This is a genomic window from Brevibacillus sp. SAFN-007a (assembly GCF_051967035.1).
Lineage (GTDB): Bacteria > Bacillota > Bacilli > Brevibacillales > Brevibacillaceae > Brevibacillus.
In genome coordinates this window covers 35,768-50,919 of record NZ_JBQCKK010000021.1, presented here as the reverse complement: position 1 = coordinate 50,919, position 15,152 = coordinate 35,768, and the positions used below count along the sequence as shown (strand labels likewise).

13 protein-coding genes are annotated in these 15,152 nt (G+C 46.1%); all 13 read left to right on the top strand.

Annotation, left to right across the window (positions count from 1 at the left end):
* The first annotated feature begins 450 nt into the window (after positions 1-450).
* Entirely contained in the window at positions 451-621 is a 171-nt protein-coding gene (locus ACTHO6_RS18225; RefSeq protein WP_440243125.1) for a hypothetical protein, read from the top strand.
* Positions 615-1,202: a metal-dependent hydrolase gene (locus tag ACTHO6_RS18220; protein ID WP_238501344.1), complete on the top strand. Its 588-nt coding sequence runs from the start codon at positions 615-617 to the stop codon at positions 1,200-1,202. The genes ACTHO6_RS18225 and ACTHO6_RS18220 overlap by 7 nt, the downstream gene beginning before the upstream one ends.
* Positions 1,203-1,355: 153 nt before the next feature.
* Complete coding sequence (locus ACTHO6_RS18215) at positions 1,356-1,742, top strand: hypothetical protein (RefSeq protein WP_238501346.1); 387 nt, start codon at positions 1,356-1,358, stop codon at positions 1,740-1,742.
* Positions 1,743-2,032: 290 nt separating this feature from the next.
* Positions 2,033-2,671 carry a hypothetical protein gene (locus ACTHO6_RS18210; protein WP_238501348.1) on the top strand — a complete coding sequence of 213 codons (639 nt, stop codon included), beginning with the start codon at positions 2,033-2,035 and terminating at the stop codon, positions 2,669-2,671.
* On the top strand, positions 2,664-4,532 hold the full coding sequence (locus tag ACTHO6_RS18205; protein WP_238501350.1) for a VirB4 family type IV secretion system protein: 1,869 nt from the start codon (positions 2,664-2,666) through the stop codon (positions 4,530-4,532). Before ACTHO6_RS18210 ends, ACTHO6_RS18205 begins: the two co-directional genes overlap by 8 nt.
* A gap of 7 nt (positions 4,533-4,539) precedes the next feature.
* A complete protein-coding gene (locus ACTHO6_RS18200; RefSeq protein WP_238501352.1) occupies positions 4,540-7,065 on the top strand; it encodes a hypothetical protein in 2,526 nt (841 codons plus the stop codon).
* Entirely contained in the window at positions 7,062-9,170 is a 2,109-nt protein-coding gene (locus ACTHO6_RS18195) for a peptidoglycan DD-metalloendopeptidase family protein (protein ID WP_238501353.1), read from the top strand. Before ACTHO6_RS18200 ends, ACTHO6_RS18195 begins: the two co-directional genes overlap by 4 nt.
* A 9-nt stretch (positions 9,171-9,179) precedes the next feature.
* Positions 9,180-9,608 carry a hypothetical protein gene (locus ACTHO6_RS18190; protein WP_238501354.1) on the top strand — a complete coding sequence of 143 codons (429 nt, stop codon included), beginning with the start codon at positions 9,180-9,182 and terminating at the stop codon, positions 9,606-9,608.
* Between the two features lie 10 nt (positions 9,609-9,618).
* Positions 9,619-10,863: a hypothetical protein gene (locus ACTHO6_RS18185; RefSeq protein ID WP_238501356.1), complete on the top strand. Its 1,245-nt coding sequence runs from the start codon at positions 9,619-9,621 to the stop codon at positions 10,861-10,863.
* A gap of 2 nt (positions 10,864-10,865) precedes the next feature.
* The gene (locus tag ACTHO6_RS18180) at positions 10,866-11,489 is read left to right on the top strand and encodes a hypothetical protein (RefSeq protein ID WP_440243124.1); all 624 of its coding nucleotides are present in this window, start codon (positions 10,866-10,868) and stop codon (positions 11,487-11,489) included.
* Positions 11,490-11,514: 25 nt separating this feature from the next.
* Entirely contained in the window at positions 11,515-12,849 is a 1,335-nt protein-coding gene (locus ACTHO6_RS18175; RefSeq protein WP_238501359.1) for an AAA family ATPase, read from the top strand.
* A complete protein-coding gene (locus ACTHO6_RS18170; RefSeq protein ID WP_440243123.1) occupies positions 12,846-13,718 on the top strand; it encodes an S-layer homology domain-containing protein in 873 nt (290 codons plus the stop codon). The genes ACTHO6_RS18175 and ACTHO6_RS18170 overlap by 4 nt, the downstream gene beginning before the upstream one ends.
* A 52-nt stretch (positions 13,719-13,770) precedes the next feature.
* A complete protein-coding gene (locus ACTHO6_RS18165; RefSeq protein WP_310764589.1) occupies positions 13,771-15,147 on the top strand; it encodes a hypothetical protein in 1,377 nt (458 codons plus the stop codon).
* The last annotated feature ends 5 nt before the right edge of the window (positions 15,148-15,152 follow it).

Genomic DNA, 15,152 nt, shown 5'->3' with positions numbered 1-15,152 from the left:
ATGCTATGTATTGACAATATGAAAGTGCTTGAATTATACGCACATTCCGAATCGCTTGGAAAAGCGATATTTTTATTGCTCAAACATCTCAAATTCATCCATATTTGTATGATGGTTGGAGGTATTGCTATTGAAATTAATTCCCGTGACCTTACGTGACTTTCCGTATTTACAGCCTGTTGAGTGGACGTTCAAGAAAAAGGGGTATCGAGGGAAGGTTACATTTCGCCGTGATACCCAAACCTACGTTTTTGAGATTGAATCTCCAAAAAAGTATCGGTCCTTGGATGACGGGAAAGTATTTGGATCACTTGAGGAAGCGAGAAAAGCGGCAGAATCTAAAATTGACATGTTCGATACCGTATTTGGTCGGTTACTAGCTTTGAAGTAGGAGGCCCTGTTGCAAGGGCTTTTTGTTTTGTACACGTAATGTGAAAGGAGGCTTATTCGATGGGGATTTTGTTTGAAATCAACAGTAATGTTCAACGATTGCTTTCTGAGCGAGCCAGATTAAAGCGAGAGTTACGTACATGCCCTCCCGAACAAGTGGCCATTCTACGGGAAAAGTTAGATGAAATCAATAAGCAGTTACTCAACCTGAAGGAGAGCCTTCCATGCTAGGACGCACACATATGACTGTTGCGGTTGCTGCGTACTGCTCGTACAATCTACCGCATCAATGGGATGAATTGCCGCTATGGGTAATGGGACTAGGCACGGTCATTTTTACATCGTTACTTCCTGATATAACGGAGCCAAGAAGTCGAATGGGTGGGATGTTGATGCCCTTCATACCTTCCTGGCTCCGTCCCTTTGTTTTCTTGGTGGTAGGAGGGATGCTGGTTTATTACGGATGGGAAAAGTACGAACTGTTATTCATGGTCATTGGGGTTCTTCTGCTTTTACTGGTGCTTGTAAAAAACCGGGAAAGCCCCACACATGGCTTTGTGGGAATCGGAGTCGTTGTCGCATTTGCTTGGTTGTATCAACCTAACTTGTGGAAACCGGCCCTGATTGGGTACGGTTCTCATCTCGCCTTGGATTTCATTTCTGAAAAGATTGCGCTGTTTTCGCCGTTGAGCTCAAGACGCTTCGGTGTAACGTTTTTTCAGACTGGTTCAACCGCAGAGCGGCTGATAGTCCAATGGGGGGCGATTTTCTACACAGCTTGGATTACTATTCAGTCATATCTCTCTATCTAGGAGTGCTGCATTTGAATGCCTGGTATCCAAACGGTACCGGGCTTTTTTCTATTTGTGAGGGGCGCTGCAATCTATGCGTGAAAGGAGGAAGGATGTTTCCGCGCAGCTAGCCTCGACATTTTTTATTGTAGACAAAACGAAGGGAGAATTCGTATGAGCTGGACTGTCCGATCAGTCAAGATTCTGATGCTCGTTGCCATTTTGTTCTCGTCACTGTTTGTCCCAATTCATCAGGCTCAAGTAGCCTATGCAAAGGTAGACGGCAAACCACATTTTGATCCATTTGGACTGGCCGAAGGAAATCCCGAAACTGATTTTAGCCAGTTGATTAACAAAATTTTTAACTGGGTGATCGGGATATCACTGTCTGCGTCGGTCATTTCCGGTGGATTGTTGGCGTTTTTTCTTAACTTCATAGCCTTGGGGCAAAACGCCAGACAGACCGCAAAATCATGGGGATTTGGCATCATCATCGGATTGCTGTTGATTGCCAGCCTGGTTACCTTAGCCAAGGTCATCTACAACATGCTGCAGACGTAGTAAGGGCGGAGTGAGTACCATGCGTGCACGAGTACCGAAAGGGATAAAGAATGACATCCCGCTTTTCGTCTTGTCCAACACACAATGGATCATTTGTATTGTTTCATTTACCGGGTTGCTTGTCTCCATATCCATTGAATTTTACGAGATTGTCCCCTTGTTTCCCATAGCAGGGGGATATCTCATGTTTCGAAAAATCAAAGGGGAATCTCCGTGGATCGTGTGGTGGCGCCGGTTCTTATTTCGGTTGAGACCGAAAAGAGTGATTCGAAGGGAAAGGAGAGGATACATTGGACTCCAGAAAGAGCATTAGTTGGCCGGAGTATCTGGAACTGGAAGATGTTCAGGATGGACTTGTGATCCTTTCAGATGGCCGTTATCGAAAGTATTTGGAGATTTTCCCGATACCCTTAACGCATTGCTCGGAAAAAGAATTACGGAATGTCTACTTGGGGTGGCAGGATTTCTTACGGACATTGGAGATTGAGATTGCATTGTATATCCAAAGTCGCCAAGTTGACCTGGAAGAAGTGATGAAAAGACAAAGAGAAAATCGGATCAATTTTGTCCGTACCTATAACGCTTCCGGTTCAATGACGGAGGCGTTTTTGATGGAGCAAGAACACTTCAATCGGGAGTTACTTGCATCGAGGAACCTACCGGTTCGCCGTAATTTTCTTGTATTTCCGTTAGATGACCCAACTCGATCACCGGAAAAAGCCAACGACTTTCTCAACGATCGCATTGAAGAGTCTTTGGGTCGTATCCAACGATTTGTACGACGGTACAAACGTCTGGAAACTCCGGACGTATACGATATTCTTCACGCCTGGTGCAATAAGAAACAGTCCAAGTACATCTCGGGTAATGATCTCTACGAAAAAGGATTTCACAGCTTGTTTGTAAGAGGGGTGCCCGCGTTTGCTTAACCTGAAAACAAAGATCAAGTTGATCTGGTCGGCCAAGAAGGAGAAGGATGATGAATATCGTCCGATCCATGATTTTATTGAAGTGTTGGCTCCAAATTCTGCTGATCTCTCACCAGCTACGTACATTCAGGTAGGTGAGAGGTACATCCAATCGTTTTTTGTAGACGGATGGCCGTCTGAAATTGACTTTGGATATCTTCACCCGCTTGTGAGTTTCCCAGGGGATATTGACTTCATCCAATATATCGCCCCTGTTGATAAAGACAAGATTTTGTCTTGGCTAACGAACCGCATTGAAGGAATTGAATCCAAACTCATTGATCGCGCCAAGCAAGCGTCCAGCCGTGGCGTACTCTCCAAACAAGAGGAGCTGGCCATGCTCCAGCAATTGCGGTCTGATATTGATAACAATCGAGATCGCATTATCTACTTCGATAACTTCATCATTCTGGCTGCCAACAACAAGGAAGAGCTAGAAAAAAAGGCAGACCGCCTTATGTCAAAGTTTGGAGGGACCAAGGATTGCCTCAAGCCGGCTGATTATGAGCATGACCTGATGTTCAAAGCGGTCAGTCCTCTGGCCATCAAGAGAAAAGAAGCGTGGAAGGAGATGAATTTGGCAGCGGGGACCAACCTGTATCCCTTTACCGTATCGGATTGGCCGCATGAGGATGGCCCAATATTGGGACTAAATTATGACGTTGGTTCTCCTGTCCTTTTCGATGGGTTTAACAAGGAGCACGTGAATAACTTTGGAATCTCTTTGATCGGTGTTTCGGGAACAGGGAAGACCGCCATGCTTCAAAAGATCATTGCTGGGGAAGTTCCTTACGGCGTTTACCATGCAGTGATTGACCAGGAAGGAGACCTGAAAAAAACCATTGAAACCTTGGGAGGTGTCTACCTGCCGATTAGCCGTTACTCCGATTTGCGGTTTAACCCGGCAGACATCGAGGTAGAACAGCACAAAGAGCGTGGCTTGATTGTGGATCTACAGGGGAAAATCGAGGATATGGTCAACCTGTCAGCAGCGATGGCGGGGTTAACGGACAGTGCTGATCATAAGGTAATTGCAGCATATATGGACCGAGCGTGGCGCAGGGCGTATGAAAAGTGTGGGATTACGGAAGATCCACGAAGTTTGTATCATGATGCTTACTTTGATCCTCAGAATGGACAATTCGTCACCAAGCAAAAAAAGAAACCGCCGCAATTTGGGAACTTTTATCATGAGTTTTGTTCGCTCGCGGAAGGAATCAACGAATTACAAGGAACCGTACTTACCCTTGAACGCTTTACCGATAAGGGAACCCTTGGGATCTTTGACTGTCAAACTAATGTGGAACTCGGAAAGGCCCCTTGTGCGGGATTCGGTTTGAGGGATCTTCACAATTCGGAGTTATTACCGATTGCAAACATTGTGGTTCTTTCTTATCTGGAGAACCGCTTTTTGAAAAAGCGCGATCTGGACGATGGCTCGTTGTTCCGCGTCGATGCGGATGAGTGCCAAGAACTCTTCAAAAACCTGTATTCTGCCAAGGCACTGGAAACCTATTTCCGGCGGTTCCGCAAGAGAAAGGGAGGGCCGATTGCGGCAACCCAGAACTTCCAAAAGTTTTATGAGAATGAACACGGCAGAGCTGTCATTCAGAATAGCGACACGAAAATTATCTTTGCTCAACACGAAGGCGATCTGCAGAGATGTGCCGAGCTGTTCAAACTAACCGAAGGGGAACTGGAATTTTTGGGGATGGGATTAGCTCACCACGTGATCATTAAGCAGCCGAAATACAGTGTGCGTGTGGTGACGCAGTTTTCTCCCTGGGAACAAGAGATTTTCTTCCCAGAGCATGGGGGGTGAGCAAGCATTGTGGAGACGTGTCGTAATCCTCACCGTGGCCATCGTCATGCTTACCGGAGTTGGTCTGACAACATTCGGTGTGTATAAGGCGGATGCAGGTAAGGGTGGGGTTGTCGGAAGTTGGATAGGGAAACTGTTCAAAGACGGGTGGTTTGGAAAAATTACGGATAAGGCAGCGAAAGCGGGGGAAAAAGCGAAGAAAGTGTATGACAAGGCAAAATGGGGAGCGATCATCACCGGTATTGGTGTTTCAGCGTATGATATTGCCTTTAATGACGCCAACTTCCTGGGCAGCAGTGTTGGATTTGTCGTTCAGAGGGTAGCGGCATGGTTAGAACTATTGATTCCGCCGCCGGAGCGGCAAATCTTTAACTTTGAAATTGTGAAGAGCGAAGACGGTACGGAAGAGGTTCAATTTAAAGACAAGGATCGTTTTGCCTACTATCGGTTTGACGAAAATACGTGGCAGACCATTAAATACATCTACTACTACATGATGGGGATCTTTTGGGCGGGTGCTGTCATTATCGTTGGATATCAGGCAAACTACCTGATGTTCCCGAGCGGTGTTCAGGATCGCATTACTGCCCGAAGTATTATCTCCACCATGGTCCTTTCAGCATTGGCGATCCTGTTTATTCCCTTTCTCGTGGGGATCTATTCCGATATCGCCATGCTATTTGTTGCCCTGTTTGCCAATCTGGTTGATCCGGAAATTGTCGTGCAGGGATTATTGAATTACACCATTGATGACAAGTTAACAGAAGCCATGTTGAAATTGATCGCCCTGGCTCAGCACGGGATGATCTTTTTTATTTACTTCATGCAGAAGATTGTCATCATGGGGTTATTGGTGCTGTTCCCGATCATTGCGATGCTGCAAAACTTTCCGTCCAAACGTCATCTGTTTGGTTTGTGGAATCGGGAAATGCTGACCAACCTGTTCACGCAGCCGGTTCATGCCTTGCTGTACTGTTTTGCCTTCAATCTCATGCAGGATGCACCTGATGTGGAGAAGATTGCTTACTCGGCTGTCTTATTGCTTGCGATCATTCCATCAGGAGCTTTTGTACGGGAAGTTTTTCAGGGGGGCGGATTTGCCCATGAGGGAGCTGGTTGGTTACGGAAGATGGCCTATCTGACTCTTTCAGGTCTTGGAATTGCGGGTGTAATGAACACAGGAAAATTAGCCATGCAAAGCTTTCAAGGGATACGTGACGCTTATCAACAAAGCGGATTGGCTCAACCTGGAGAAAGCTTTACGCAATCCATTGGACATTTCTTGCGGCGTGGATTCCAGTTTAGTGCAGGGGCATTTGGAGGATTGGCTGGAATGGCAATGGCAGGTGCGCCCGGTATGATCGCAGGAACGAAAGTGGGTTCCAGACTTTCCGGATATGCGGCCAACCAACTCACCGCGGCAGCGTCGTCACCTGAAGTACGAAAGGGTCTCCACAGCGTAGCATCTCGGCTTCCGTTTTTGGACCGTGATTATCATCGCCAAAAGGCGGCAGCCTACCAGCAGATGATGGAATTACCACAGAAGTGGGCAGAGGTCCGTCAGCAAGAAGAGGAGGCGGCGTTTGCTCTCCGCCAAGCTGACAGCCAGATTAGCCCGGTTTTTGCAGCGAAGCAAGATCACCTGCAGGCCAAACGTAACCTCGACGCCGTGTATCAACAAATGGAGCCGGAAGAACGCGTAAAAGCGAGAAATCTGTTACAACAACATGAAGAGGCGTATCACCGTTCGCGGCCGCAGTTGATTTATGCAAACCAGACAATTCAGGATGCCAAGCGAACGTATGAGAGGGCGTTGGCCGATTACCAAGCCATCAAACCAAACACTCCGGAAAAGAACATGGCTCGCCAGCAGGTAGAACAAGCCTTCAAGCAGTTACAGCAAGCGAAACAGGCTGTGAATCCTGTGTATCGTAGTCAAGATGTTCAAACACTTACAAAAGCCGGTTATCGCCCGGGTTCTTCCCTTGCACAATATTTGGAAGCTGGCTATCAAGTGAACCAGGCTGCACAGAGAGTACAGCGAGCAGAATCTCATGCAGGTGCACGATACGAGGATCTGGAACGAACCTATCAAGGAGCAGCGGAAAACTATCAACAAGCTATGGCTAGAAGGATGAACGTAGAGGGGCAGAAAATGCATCTTGAAAAAGTTACCGGAAAGGTGATTCCTTTGCCGCCTTCCGGACCATCCGTTCCGGTGAGGAAGTACCGTATTGAACCGGTATTTACCCCGGCACCACAACAAGCCGCTTTCCGGGCCGTATCACAAGGGAGTCGTTCACCCCAAAGTTCATCAGGTACGGCATTTCGGCCGACCTTTCAACAAACGTTTAAACCCGTTGAACCCGCATGGTTCGCTGATCCGGTTACTGAAAAACAAGCCTACACACTAGAAAAATTGGGGGTTCCAGCAAACACAGTAAAGAACAAGGGGGAGGCACACTTGATTATCAGCAGTTTCAAAAAAGGTGAAGATGGATCGGAACTCCAAAGGAGATTCCGTAACCAATGATGGAACGATTGAAAAAGGTGGGCCTGCTCATGGCCCGCCTTCTTTTTCGTTATGTCAAACGAATGGCACTCTCTCTCATTTTGAGCATGATTCCACTGATTGTCATTGTGCTTCTCGTGATGTTAACCCTAGATTCGATGTTCAATCTTACAGGGGGAATGCTGAACTTCACCGGAAGAGATGACTTTGTTCCTAAAATCGGTTTGGAAATAAAAGCGGCGTACGAAAAGAAAGCAGACACATGGAAAGAAGGTTTGACAGAAGAAGAAATTGCCCAGGTCTACCAGTACGATCATCAGTTGTCATGGGGCATTCTGGCTGCGATCGACAAACTAGCCTACAACTTCGATGATCTTTCGCAAATGGAAAAGTATTTGAACCAAACCTACGAGCTGGTTAAGCCGGAATTTCGTTTTCGAAAGGCTTGTGACGGCCGAATTCTGCTTGATTTTGCTCATACCTATATCGGGACCTATCAGTATCATTACCAAACCGTTTATGAGAAGCAGCCGGACGGCACCCAAAAATGTCGTGAGGTGTTGGCCCACGTAGACACGGACTTTTCGTATGAAAAACTGAAACAGTCTCTTCGACACTATGGTTTGGAAGATAACCAGAATGTTGACATCGTTATTTTTCAAGCCTATGGGTTTGATCGGGACTTAAAAGATCCCCGTGTGAAGTACCTGCTGCCGCCGGAAATGCAACAAGTGATTGCCCGATCACCAATTGGTTCTGCCCCCAGAAATGAGCGGGGAGAAATCGACTTGTATGCTCTCCTGCCGGAACGAACGCCAAAAGAGTTTATTGAATCCATGCATGCAAAAGTTCAAGTCTACGACAATTCGTGGCGTATCAATAAAGGCAGGACACCGCTTGGTACACTTCCCCGAAGAGGAAGCGAATCACGATTCGGAACGATAGCGGTTGCAAAAGATAACCCGTACGGTCTTCAACTCGGCATGAAAGTATATATTCCGAGGTACGGTTACGCCATTGTGGAGGAATTCTCAGATAACATCAATGATGACATCCTAACGGATCGTTTCGTCGATAAGGTGGCCAAATTTTTATTTTTGTCCTATGATCTCCTCACTTCCTGGTTAGACGACATCACCAATCGAACCAAAAAAGAGGAAGTCGTTTATCTTTTCATGGGTGGAGAAGAGACAGATGAGGAGAGGTTGGTTAAGGCTCAAGCTTCCCTGAGTAGTGCGTACACGGTTTATTATCAATCGATCCCCATCTATATTCTCAACCCGGACTTTCAAATTGAGCCTCCAAACTTTGAAGTGAGGGGAAAGACATTTTGGGATGGCAGTACGTGGCCCATTACAAGTTGTTTTTGTTACCGAGAACTCTATGGTAAACGAGAATTCCACGATGGGGTCGACTGGGGCGTTCCCGAATATATTCCAGTCCTGGCGATTAACTCAGGGATCGTGCAGATTGCGAAACACTCGGACTCGGCCGGAAATTATGTAGCGTTAAAATTGGATACACAAGTTCACGAAAATAATCGTACGCAGGACATCGTTGTTCGTTATCTTCACTTAAGCAAGTACGTGGTATCTCCTGGACAGAGGGTACAGCAGGGGGAAGTGATTGGGTATGTTGGCAGTACAGGGAGAAGTACTGGTGCTCACCTACACATGGATGTCACCATTGGAGGAAAACGTCGAGACCCACTCAAGTGGATCGACTTCATAAAAGCAGACGGTCTTTTGGATGTTTACGGGGAACAACCCAGTTTCGAAGGGGGCGAGATTTCCAATCCGGATACAGAAAAGATGGAGTATGTGGGCGAATTTGAGATCACTGCGTACACGGCCGGCAAAGAGTCAACCGGAAAGGAGCCTGGAGACCCCGGGTATGGGATCACAGCTTCTGGGAAACCTGTGCGTCCCGATCATACGATCGCTGCCGATTGGACGGTAATTCCAGCAGGTAGCATTGTGAAGATCGAAGGATTGGAGCCCTACTACGTGGTCGAAGATGTGGGCAGTGACATCAAGGGAAATCGAATTGATATCTATATGCCCGAGCTAGAAGATGCCTTGCAATTTGGAAGACAAAAACGTCGGGTTTGGATCATGAAACACTAGGAGGGACGTATGAAAAAGTGGGGATGGTGTCTCATTATTGTTTGGTTGTTGGTTAGTTCGGTCGCTTATGCCGAACAAGGGCAGCAGCCCCAAAATGACGTGGCCAATCGCATTTTATCTGGATTGGAGGAAAGTCAAAAAGGGACGTTTATCATTAAGGAGTCGTCCTCTTTAGAAAATGATGCGTTCCTTGATTGGTTGGAGAAAAAAACAGAAGTGATTCGATCATGGTTAACAGAACTGTCTTTGAAACTATCCGTGAAGTTTCTCTTAATGGTGGGACCGTTTCTCATATTGGGATCGGTGCTGCTGTTTTTTTTAGGGCTAAAAAAAATACTGGCATGGATTTGGTCCTTTATAGCCTTTGTCGCACTAGGATTGTTCTTAACAATCCATGGCGTCCCATTATTACGCAAATTCATTGAATTCCTCCAGTGAGGTGATGGCCTTGAGAATTGTTTTTGCCACAGGGGACGAAGCGCTGGATGATTATGTGAGCAAGAAGGATGGCATTTTGGAAGTCGGCAGGGCATTGTATGCGGAACAGCTTGCCACCATGGTTCCTGCATTGAAACCAGACGTTGTATTGTTTACGGAAACCATTCCAATATCCCGTTTTGATCAAAAAGCGGGACATGTGGGGGCGGAGGCAAACATTCTTAAAATCATGGAGTCAATTGTCGAAGAAGGGATTCGTGTTGTCATGATCCTCAATGAACGCCCGCCAGGTCATCCTTTTTTGGAAAGACTGATTGGATTGGGAATCTATGATTTGATCATAGGGGATACCATCAAGGTGGATCAGGTAATTGCCGCTCTTCACCACCCTGGAACTCGGAAACAGGTGAAACACCTCCTTCGTCAGGAAGAGGAGCTTACTTCTGAGGATACCTACCGGGCAAAAGAGATTAAGCTAGTAACGACGGAAGAAGAAAAGCAGGAGGGTTCTCGGCAAATTAGTCAACGAGTCTATCGGATTGCCAAGTCCATGACGGACGTAAGTGAAAAGCTGCGAAAGAAATGGGAAACACGCGGGAAGGAAAACGCACCAGCTCCTGAAACTACAACAATGGTTCAGCAATCGGTCGTAGGGGTTCACAAGAAAGAACCCGAAACGACTCCGGAAAAGGTTATCGTGCTGTATTCACCTGAAGCGACTGGAAAAACATATGTCGGTGTGAATATGGCCATTGCCGCAGCCAAAAGATTGCGAGTTCCTGTTTTGTACAAGGATTGTACAACAACATGCAAGACGAAACTTTGGTTTAACGCACCAATGTTCCCGTTTACGCTATCCGACATCCCCCTTACAGTCGCAGGGAGGGATGCTAAACCTTCCGCAAAGGTTGGTGTACTAATTGTGGAAGCCGCCAAAAAGGATGATATCCCACCAGGGGCAGTTGTGTACGTAGTCGTAGACTCTGATTATGCCCGGCAAGTGATCATTAGTAAGTCGCTGGATGGAATCCAACCTGCCGGCTTGATTTGGAATATGGCCAATGAAAAAGCTTGTTACCCTCAAGACATGATTCCACTTCTCCATGTGTTGACGCTTCCCTATGATCGTAAGGCCTATTGGGACATTGTAAACGGCATCCCCCGAGCGTTTTCAGATGAGGCGCTATGCGATCGATTGGTAAAGATCATTCAAATGGACCCACTCCATCAGTACATGAGAAGTGGTATCGGATGAGGATGCACGACATGCGTGTATGGCAGAAACGGGACTATCGTTTGTTCTATGGGATGATGGCAACCGCTGTCATCTGTTTTCTTTCTCACTTTTATGTAGGGAAGTTTCTTTTGTACCTGGCAGCACCTCTGTATGTTGGCGCCATCGTTTTTGTTTTTTACGGGATTGGCAAACGCGACGCGCTCAAGAAAGGATACTATCGTGAAGCGAAGCGGATTGGCCTGGAGAGAACGTTTTTGATCCCCTATAACGAGTCCGACGACGAAATCTGGTTTGAACTTCATTTGATGGAACCAGTTGAAAAGCAAAAAAGTACACCTGTTCGGGTATTGAGGCAGTACACCCGTGATTTGCAACGGTTGTACGACTTCGCCAAAACGTATCCGAAAAAAAGGGTGGTATTCGTCGGAACGACCCATCAAACGTTAACGGTTGCAGCGATGAATGCAGCCAAACGGCTAGGTCTTGCTTACGAGGTAGCGCCAATCATACATGACAAATCAGCTCCGATGACAAAAAGAGAGTGGAGAGGTGTACTACGGAAGATGTATGGCGACGAACAAAAGATACGAGCACCGGCGAAAGGGGAGTGGCGCACGTTAATTGTTCGTGTTGAAAATCCATGAGACAACAAACGAAAGGAAGGTAATTATGCTCGCGACTCAAACAACACGCATTTTTTCTTCAGTTCCCCTAAAGAATCAAGACGCAACGGTTGTTTCACCCGATCAACTCCTGTCCCATGTGCAAGAAACTCCAAATGCCATCGTGTATCTCCTCTGGCCAGAAGATAAGGTTCTGCTGCCCCTTCTGAGGGATCATGCAACGGTGTATGTCCTTGGGAATCTCAAGAGCGAACAATATGTCGAAGAAATGAAGGAAGCATTGCGGAATGGTGCCCATGACTTTCTGGATCGTATGGATCACATTTCCACCGCTATACATGAAACAAATAAAACAGAAACGGATACGAAGCCTGTTGAACACGTCATTCGCTTGGTACCCAGGACAAGACCATCTTCTTCGGTTCCCCGGAGCAAAGAACAGTCAATGTTTTCGGAATCGATTGACCATGAAGAGCAGCAAAGGAAGGAAGAAAAACAAGAGTTCCATCCTCCGATAGACAAGCAACCCGAGACTGTATCCGTCAACTTTACACGTCTGGATGAACTTCACATCCGACCCATCGGGGGGCGACAGATGTTCGTGGTTACCTCTACAAAGGGGGGAATCGGAAAAACGACTGTTGCCATGAACGTGGCCCGGCTGTTGCATGATTATGCAAACGGTCGGGTCATTCTTGTTGACTTGATGCACCCACACGGCAATGTAGCAACTCGAATGCGGATCAAGACGGAAGTAAATCTGAAAACGTGGGAGCCGTACTTCGAAAACAACGCGCTTGTAACAGATCAAGTAATTCTCACCAAACTGGTGGTCAAGCATCCTAACGGCCTGTATGTGCTGCCAGGTGTGAATGTGGGACAATCTTGCTCTCCCGAATTTGTCGGCTACATTTTGACCCATCTCAGCCGGACTTTCGACTACGTGGTGATTGATATCGGGCCAGAGCGGCAAGACCTTCTCAGTGTGGCGATGTCGATGGCGAACAGAACCATGTTGGTCGTTGACTACGATTTGGCAACTATCAAGGATTCACAGGAATATCTGGATTTTTGGAGCAGACGGCAACAATCCCTGGAAAAAGTCAATGTGTTGGTCAATTTTGAGCCGATGAAAAAAGATCGGAATACCCTTACGAGGGAAAAGTGCAAAGCATACTTTAACGGGTTGTCCATCATCGGTTTTTTGCCGGAGGCGTCCGGCATGCGGGCCATTCACAATGAGGGTAAGGTGCTGGTACAAGAAGATAAATCCCATCCCTTTTCTGTTGCTCTTATCGGAGTGATAGAATCGCTCGTATCAGGATTCGTGGTGAAAGAAAAACGCGGATTTTTTGCAAGACTGTTTGGAGGGAAAAAATGATGAAAAAGAAAAAGTGGTTAGCAATTGTAGTGGCGCTTTCCCTAGTGGGAAGCGCCCACTCTTTTGCGTCCGCGGAAAAAAAGGCTACGATATCAATTCCGGAAGGGACGAGCGCTTATAAAATCGTGGACAAGGAGGGGAATTTTGTAGATTTGGAGTTTACGTACAAAGAGGATCAAATTACTGTGGTGGTTACGGTTCCTGAAACCAAAATCGATCCCAAAATCATAACGGTTCCTCTCAATAAAAGAGAAAAGACGGACGAAGACAGTACTGGAGAAAAGGATGATTCTACGTTTAGCGTACCGATGGATTCAGTAAACCATTGGGCCAGAAACGACATCCTGCTTATGAATCAACTTGGTTTACTGAAAGGCTATCCAGATGGAACTATTAAACCTGAAAGAACCATCACGAGAGCGGAATATGCTGCGCTCTTGGAGCGTGTGTTAAAAATGACATCATCAGTTCCTCAGCCAGTGGACACAGCGGTCTTTATGGACGTAAAGCCAAGTGACTGGTTTTTCGGTCCGGTTTCTTCTCTTGTAGTCCGAAAAAACATTAATCCGGTCATATATTCGGAAGGATTTTTCTTCCCTAATGAGGCGATCCCACGCGAAGAGATTGCCAACTGGACAGCCATAGATGTTCCAGAAACCTCTTTGCAGCAAGTTATGTTCAAAGACGAGAATGCCATAAAGTATCCAACAGACGTGAAGAAAGTGGCTGCTGCAGGGCTATTGAAGGGCTTTCCAGATGGAACCTTTCGCCCCTCCGGTAACACCACGCGGGCCGAAGCCGCTACCATAATAGTCCGTTTTCTGAAAATGAAAGGAATTATCTATGAACAAAACGAGCAGGAAATCTAGATAAAGGGGAGTGGGACAATGGAAATCAAATATTTGGAAGGAGAGGAAGACATTGAATAAGGCATCAAAAACTTTACTGGCGCTTTTATTTGTATTCGCACTTTTTACAAATAATAGCTATTTACAGAAGGTTTCTGCAGCTACACAATCAAGGACATTTCCAGAAAGCACCTCACAGTCACAGACAGCAACGTGGACGATACCAAACTTAAAGTCTGTAAATAGCGTTTCTGTGAATACAGGTACAGTAACATATACTATAAGTGGTGATACAATTACTTTTACATTAAAAAACGGTTCAATTTCGAGAAGTGTTCAAACAGGAGGATCACCTGCCGATAGCAAGTCAATCTCAAACTACAGTCCAGGGACCCGATACTTTTATACTAACCACAATAGTGCTTCCTCAGGTTCATGCTCATATACAACGGCCCCAAGCTCAATTAGTTATGGACCTGATAGTGGAGGTTATTCGGGTACTCTTTCCAAGACTGAGGGTATCCATAATTATGCTGGTACTTGCACGAAAGCAGACGGTTCCCAACAAACTCAATATTATGCTAACTACTCTTACTCGGGAACAGTAACGAAACCTGATACACGTACCTACACTTATTATTATCAATACACTGTTACTTTAAATTACACTGATAATTCAGTTCCAGTTATTAATATTACATCACCTGCGAATAATCAAACATTATCGGAAGTGTCTGGCCACAATAAGCTGTCAATTTCCGGTACTGTCCAAGATACTGACGTAGGTGATAGCCTCACGGTGAAATATCAAATTGACAGCAAAGCTGTACAGACTCTCCAGACTCTTACAGCGACCGGAAGTAGCCAGAACATCAATAATTACGATATTTTAGTTGATGGTTCAATTTCCGAGGGAAGCCACGTTGTGAAGGTGTGGGTTGAAGACGATAAAGGCGGAATTAGCAGTATTGGATCAAGAAATTTTGTGGTGGACAAAACCCCTCCAGCAGCACCAACTTTTTCGGAAGATCCAATCGGACAAGCAATCTCCAAAACAATCACGATTAACTTTCCGTCCGATGCAAATATAAAAGAGTACAAGATTGACAATGGAAACTGGACGACCTATACCACACCGCTCACGCTGACAAAAAATGCAAACATCTACGCAAGAGCTATCGATATAGCGGGTAACGAGAGTGTTGCCTCACATTTCGTTACGTCGATAGGCCCGCCCAATCCGATTGTGAATGTTTTAGAGCTGTCTGAAGACAGCGTAAGAGTAACAGACACCCAAACGTACCCTGAACTTGTAGAACGTCAGTTTAGCATTCTAAAAGGTGGTCAGATTATCCAAAGTTCAAGCTGGATTGACGAAGCAGAATATACCTTCAATGGGCTTGATCCTAACACTATATATGATGTTAAAGTCGATGTCAGATTCAAATGAGGAGT

Excerpts from the sequence above, each read along its gene's own strand:
- ACTHO6_RS18225 (WP_440243125.1), top strand. The coding sequence starts at position 451 with ATGGGGATTTTGTTTGAAATCAACAGTAATGTTCAACGATTGCTTTCT.
- ACTHO6_RS18220 (WP_238501344.1), top strand. The coding sequence starts at position 615 with ATGCTAGGACGCACACATATGACTGTTGCGGTTGCTGCGTACTGCTCG.
- ACTHO6_RS18215 (WP_238501346.1), top strand. The coding sequence starts at position 1,356 with ATGAGCTGGACTGTCCGATCAGTCAAGATTCTGATGCTCGTTGCCATT.
- ACTHO6_RS18195 (WP_238501353.1), top strand. The coding sequence starts at position 7,062 with ATGATGGAACGATTGAAAAAGGTGGGCCTGCTCATGGCCCGCCTTCTT.
- ACTHO6_RS18190 (WP_238501354.1), top strand. The coding sequence starts at position 9,180 with ATGAAAAAGTGGGGATGGTGTCTCATTATTGTTTGGTTGTTGGTTAGT.
- ACTHO6_RS18180 (WP_440243124.1), top strand. The coding sequence starts at position 10,866 with ATGCACGACATGCGTGTATGGCAGAAACGGGACTATCGTTTGTTCTAT.
- ACTHO6_RS18175 (WP_238501359.1), top strand. The coding sequence starts at position 11,515 with ATGCTCGCGACTCAAACAACACGCATTTTTTCTTCAGTTCCCCTAAAG.
- ACTHO6_RS18170 (WP_440243123.1), top strand. The coding sequence starts at position 12,846 with ATGATGAAAAAGAAAAAGTGGTTAGCAATTGTAGTGGCGCTTTCCCTA.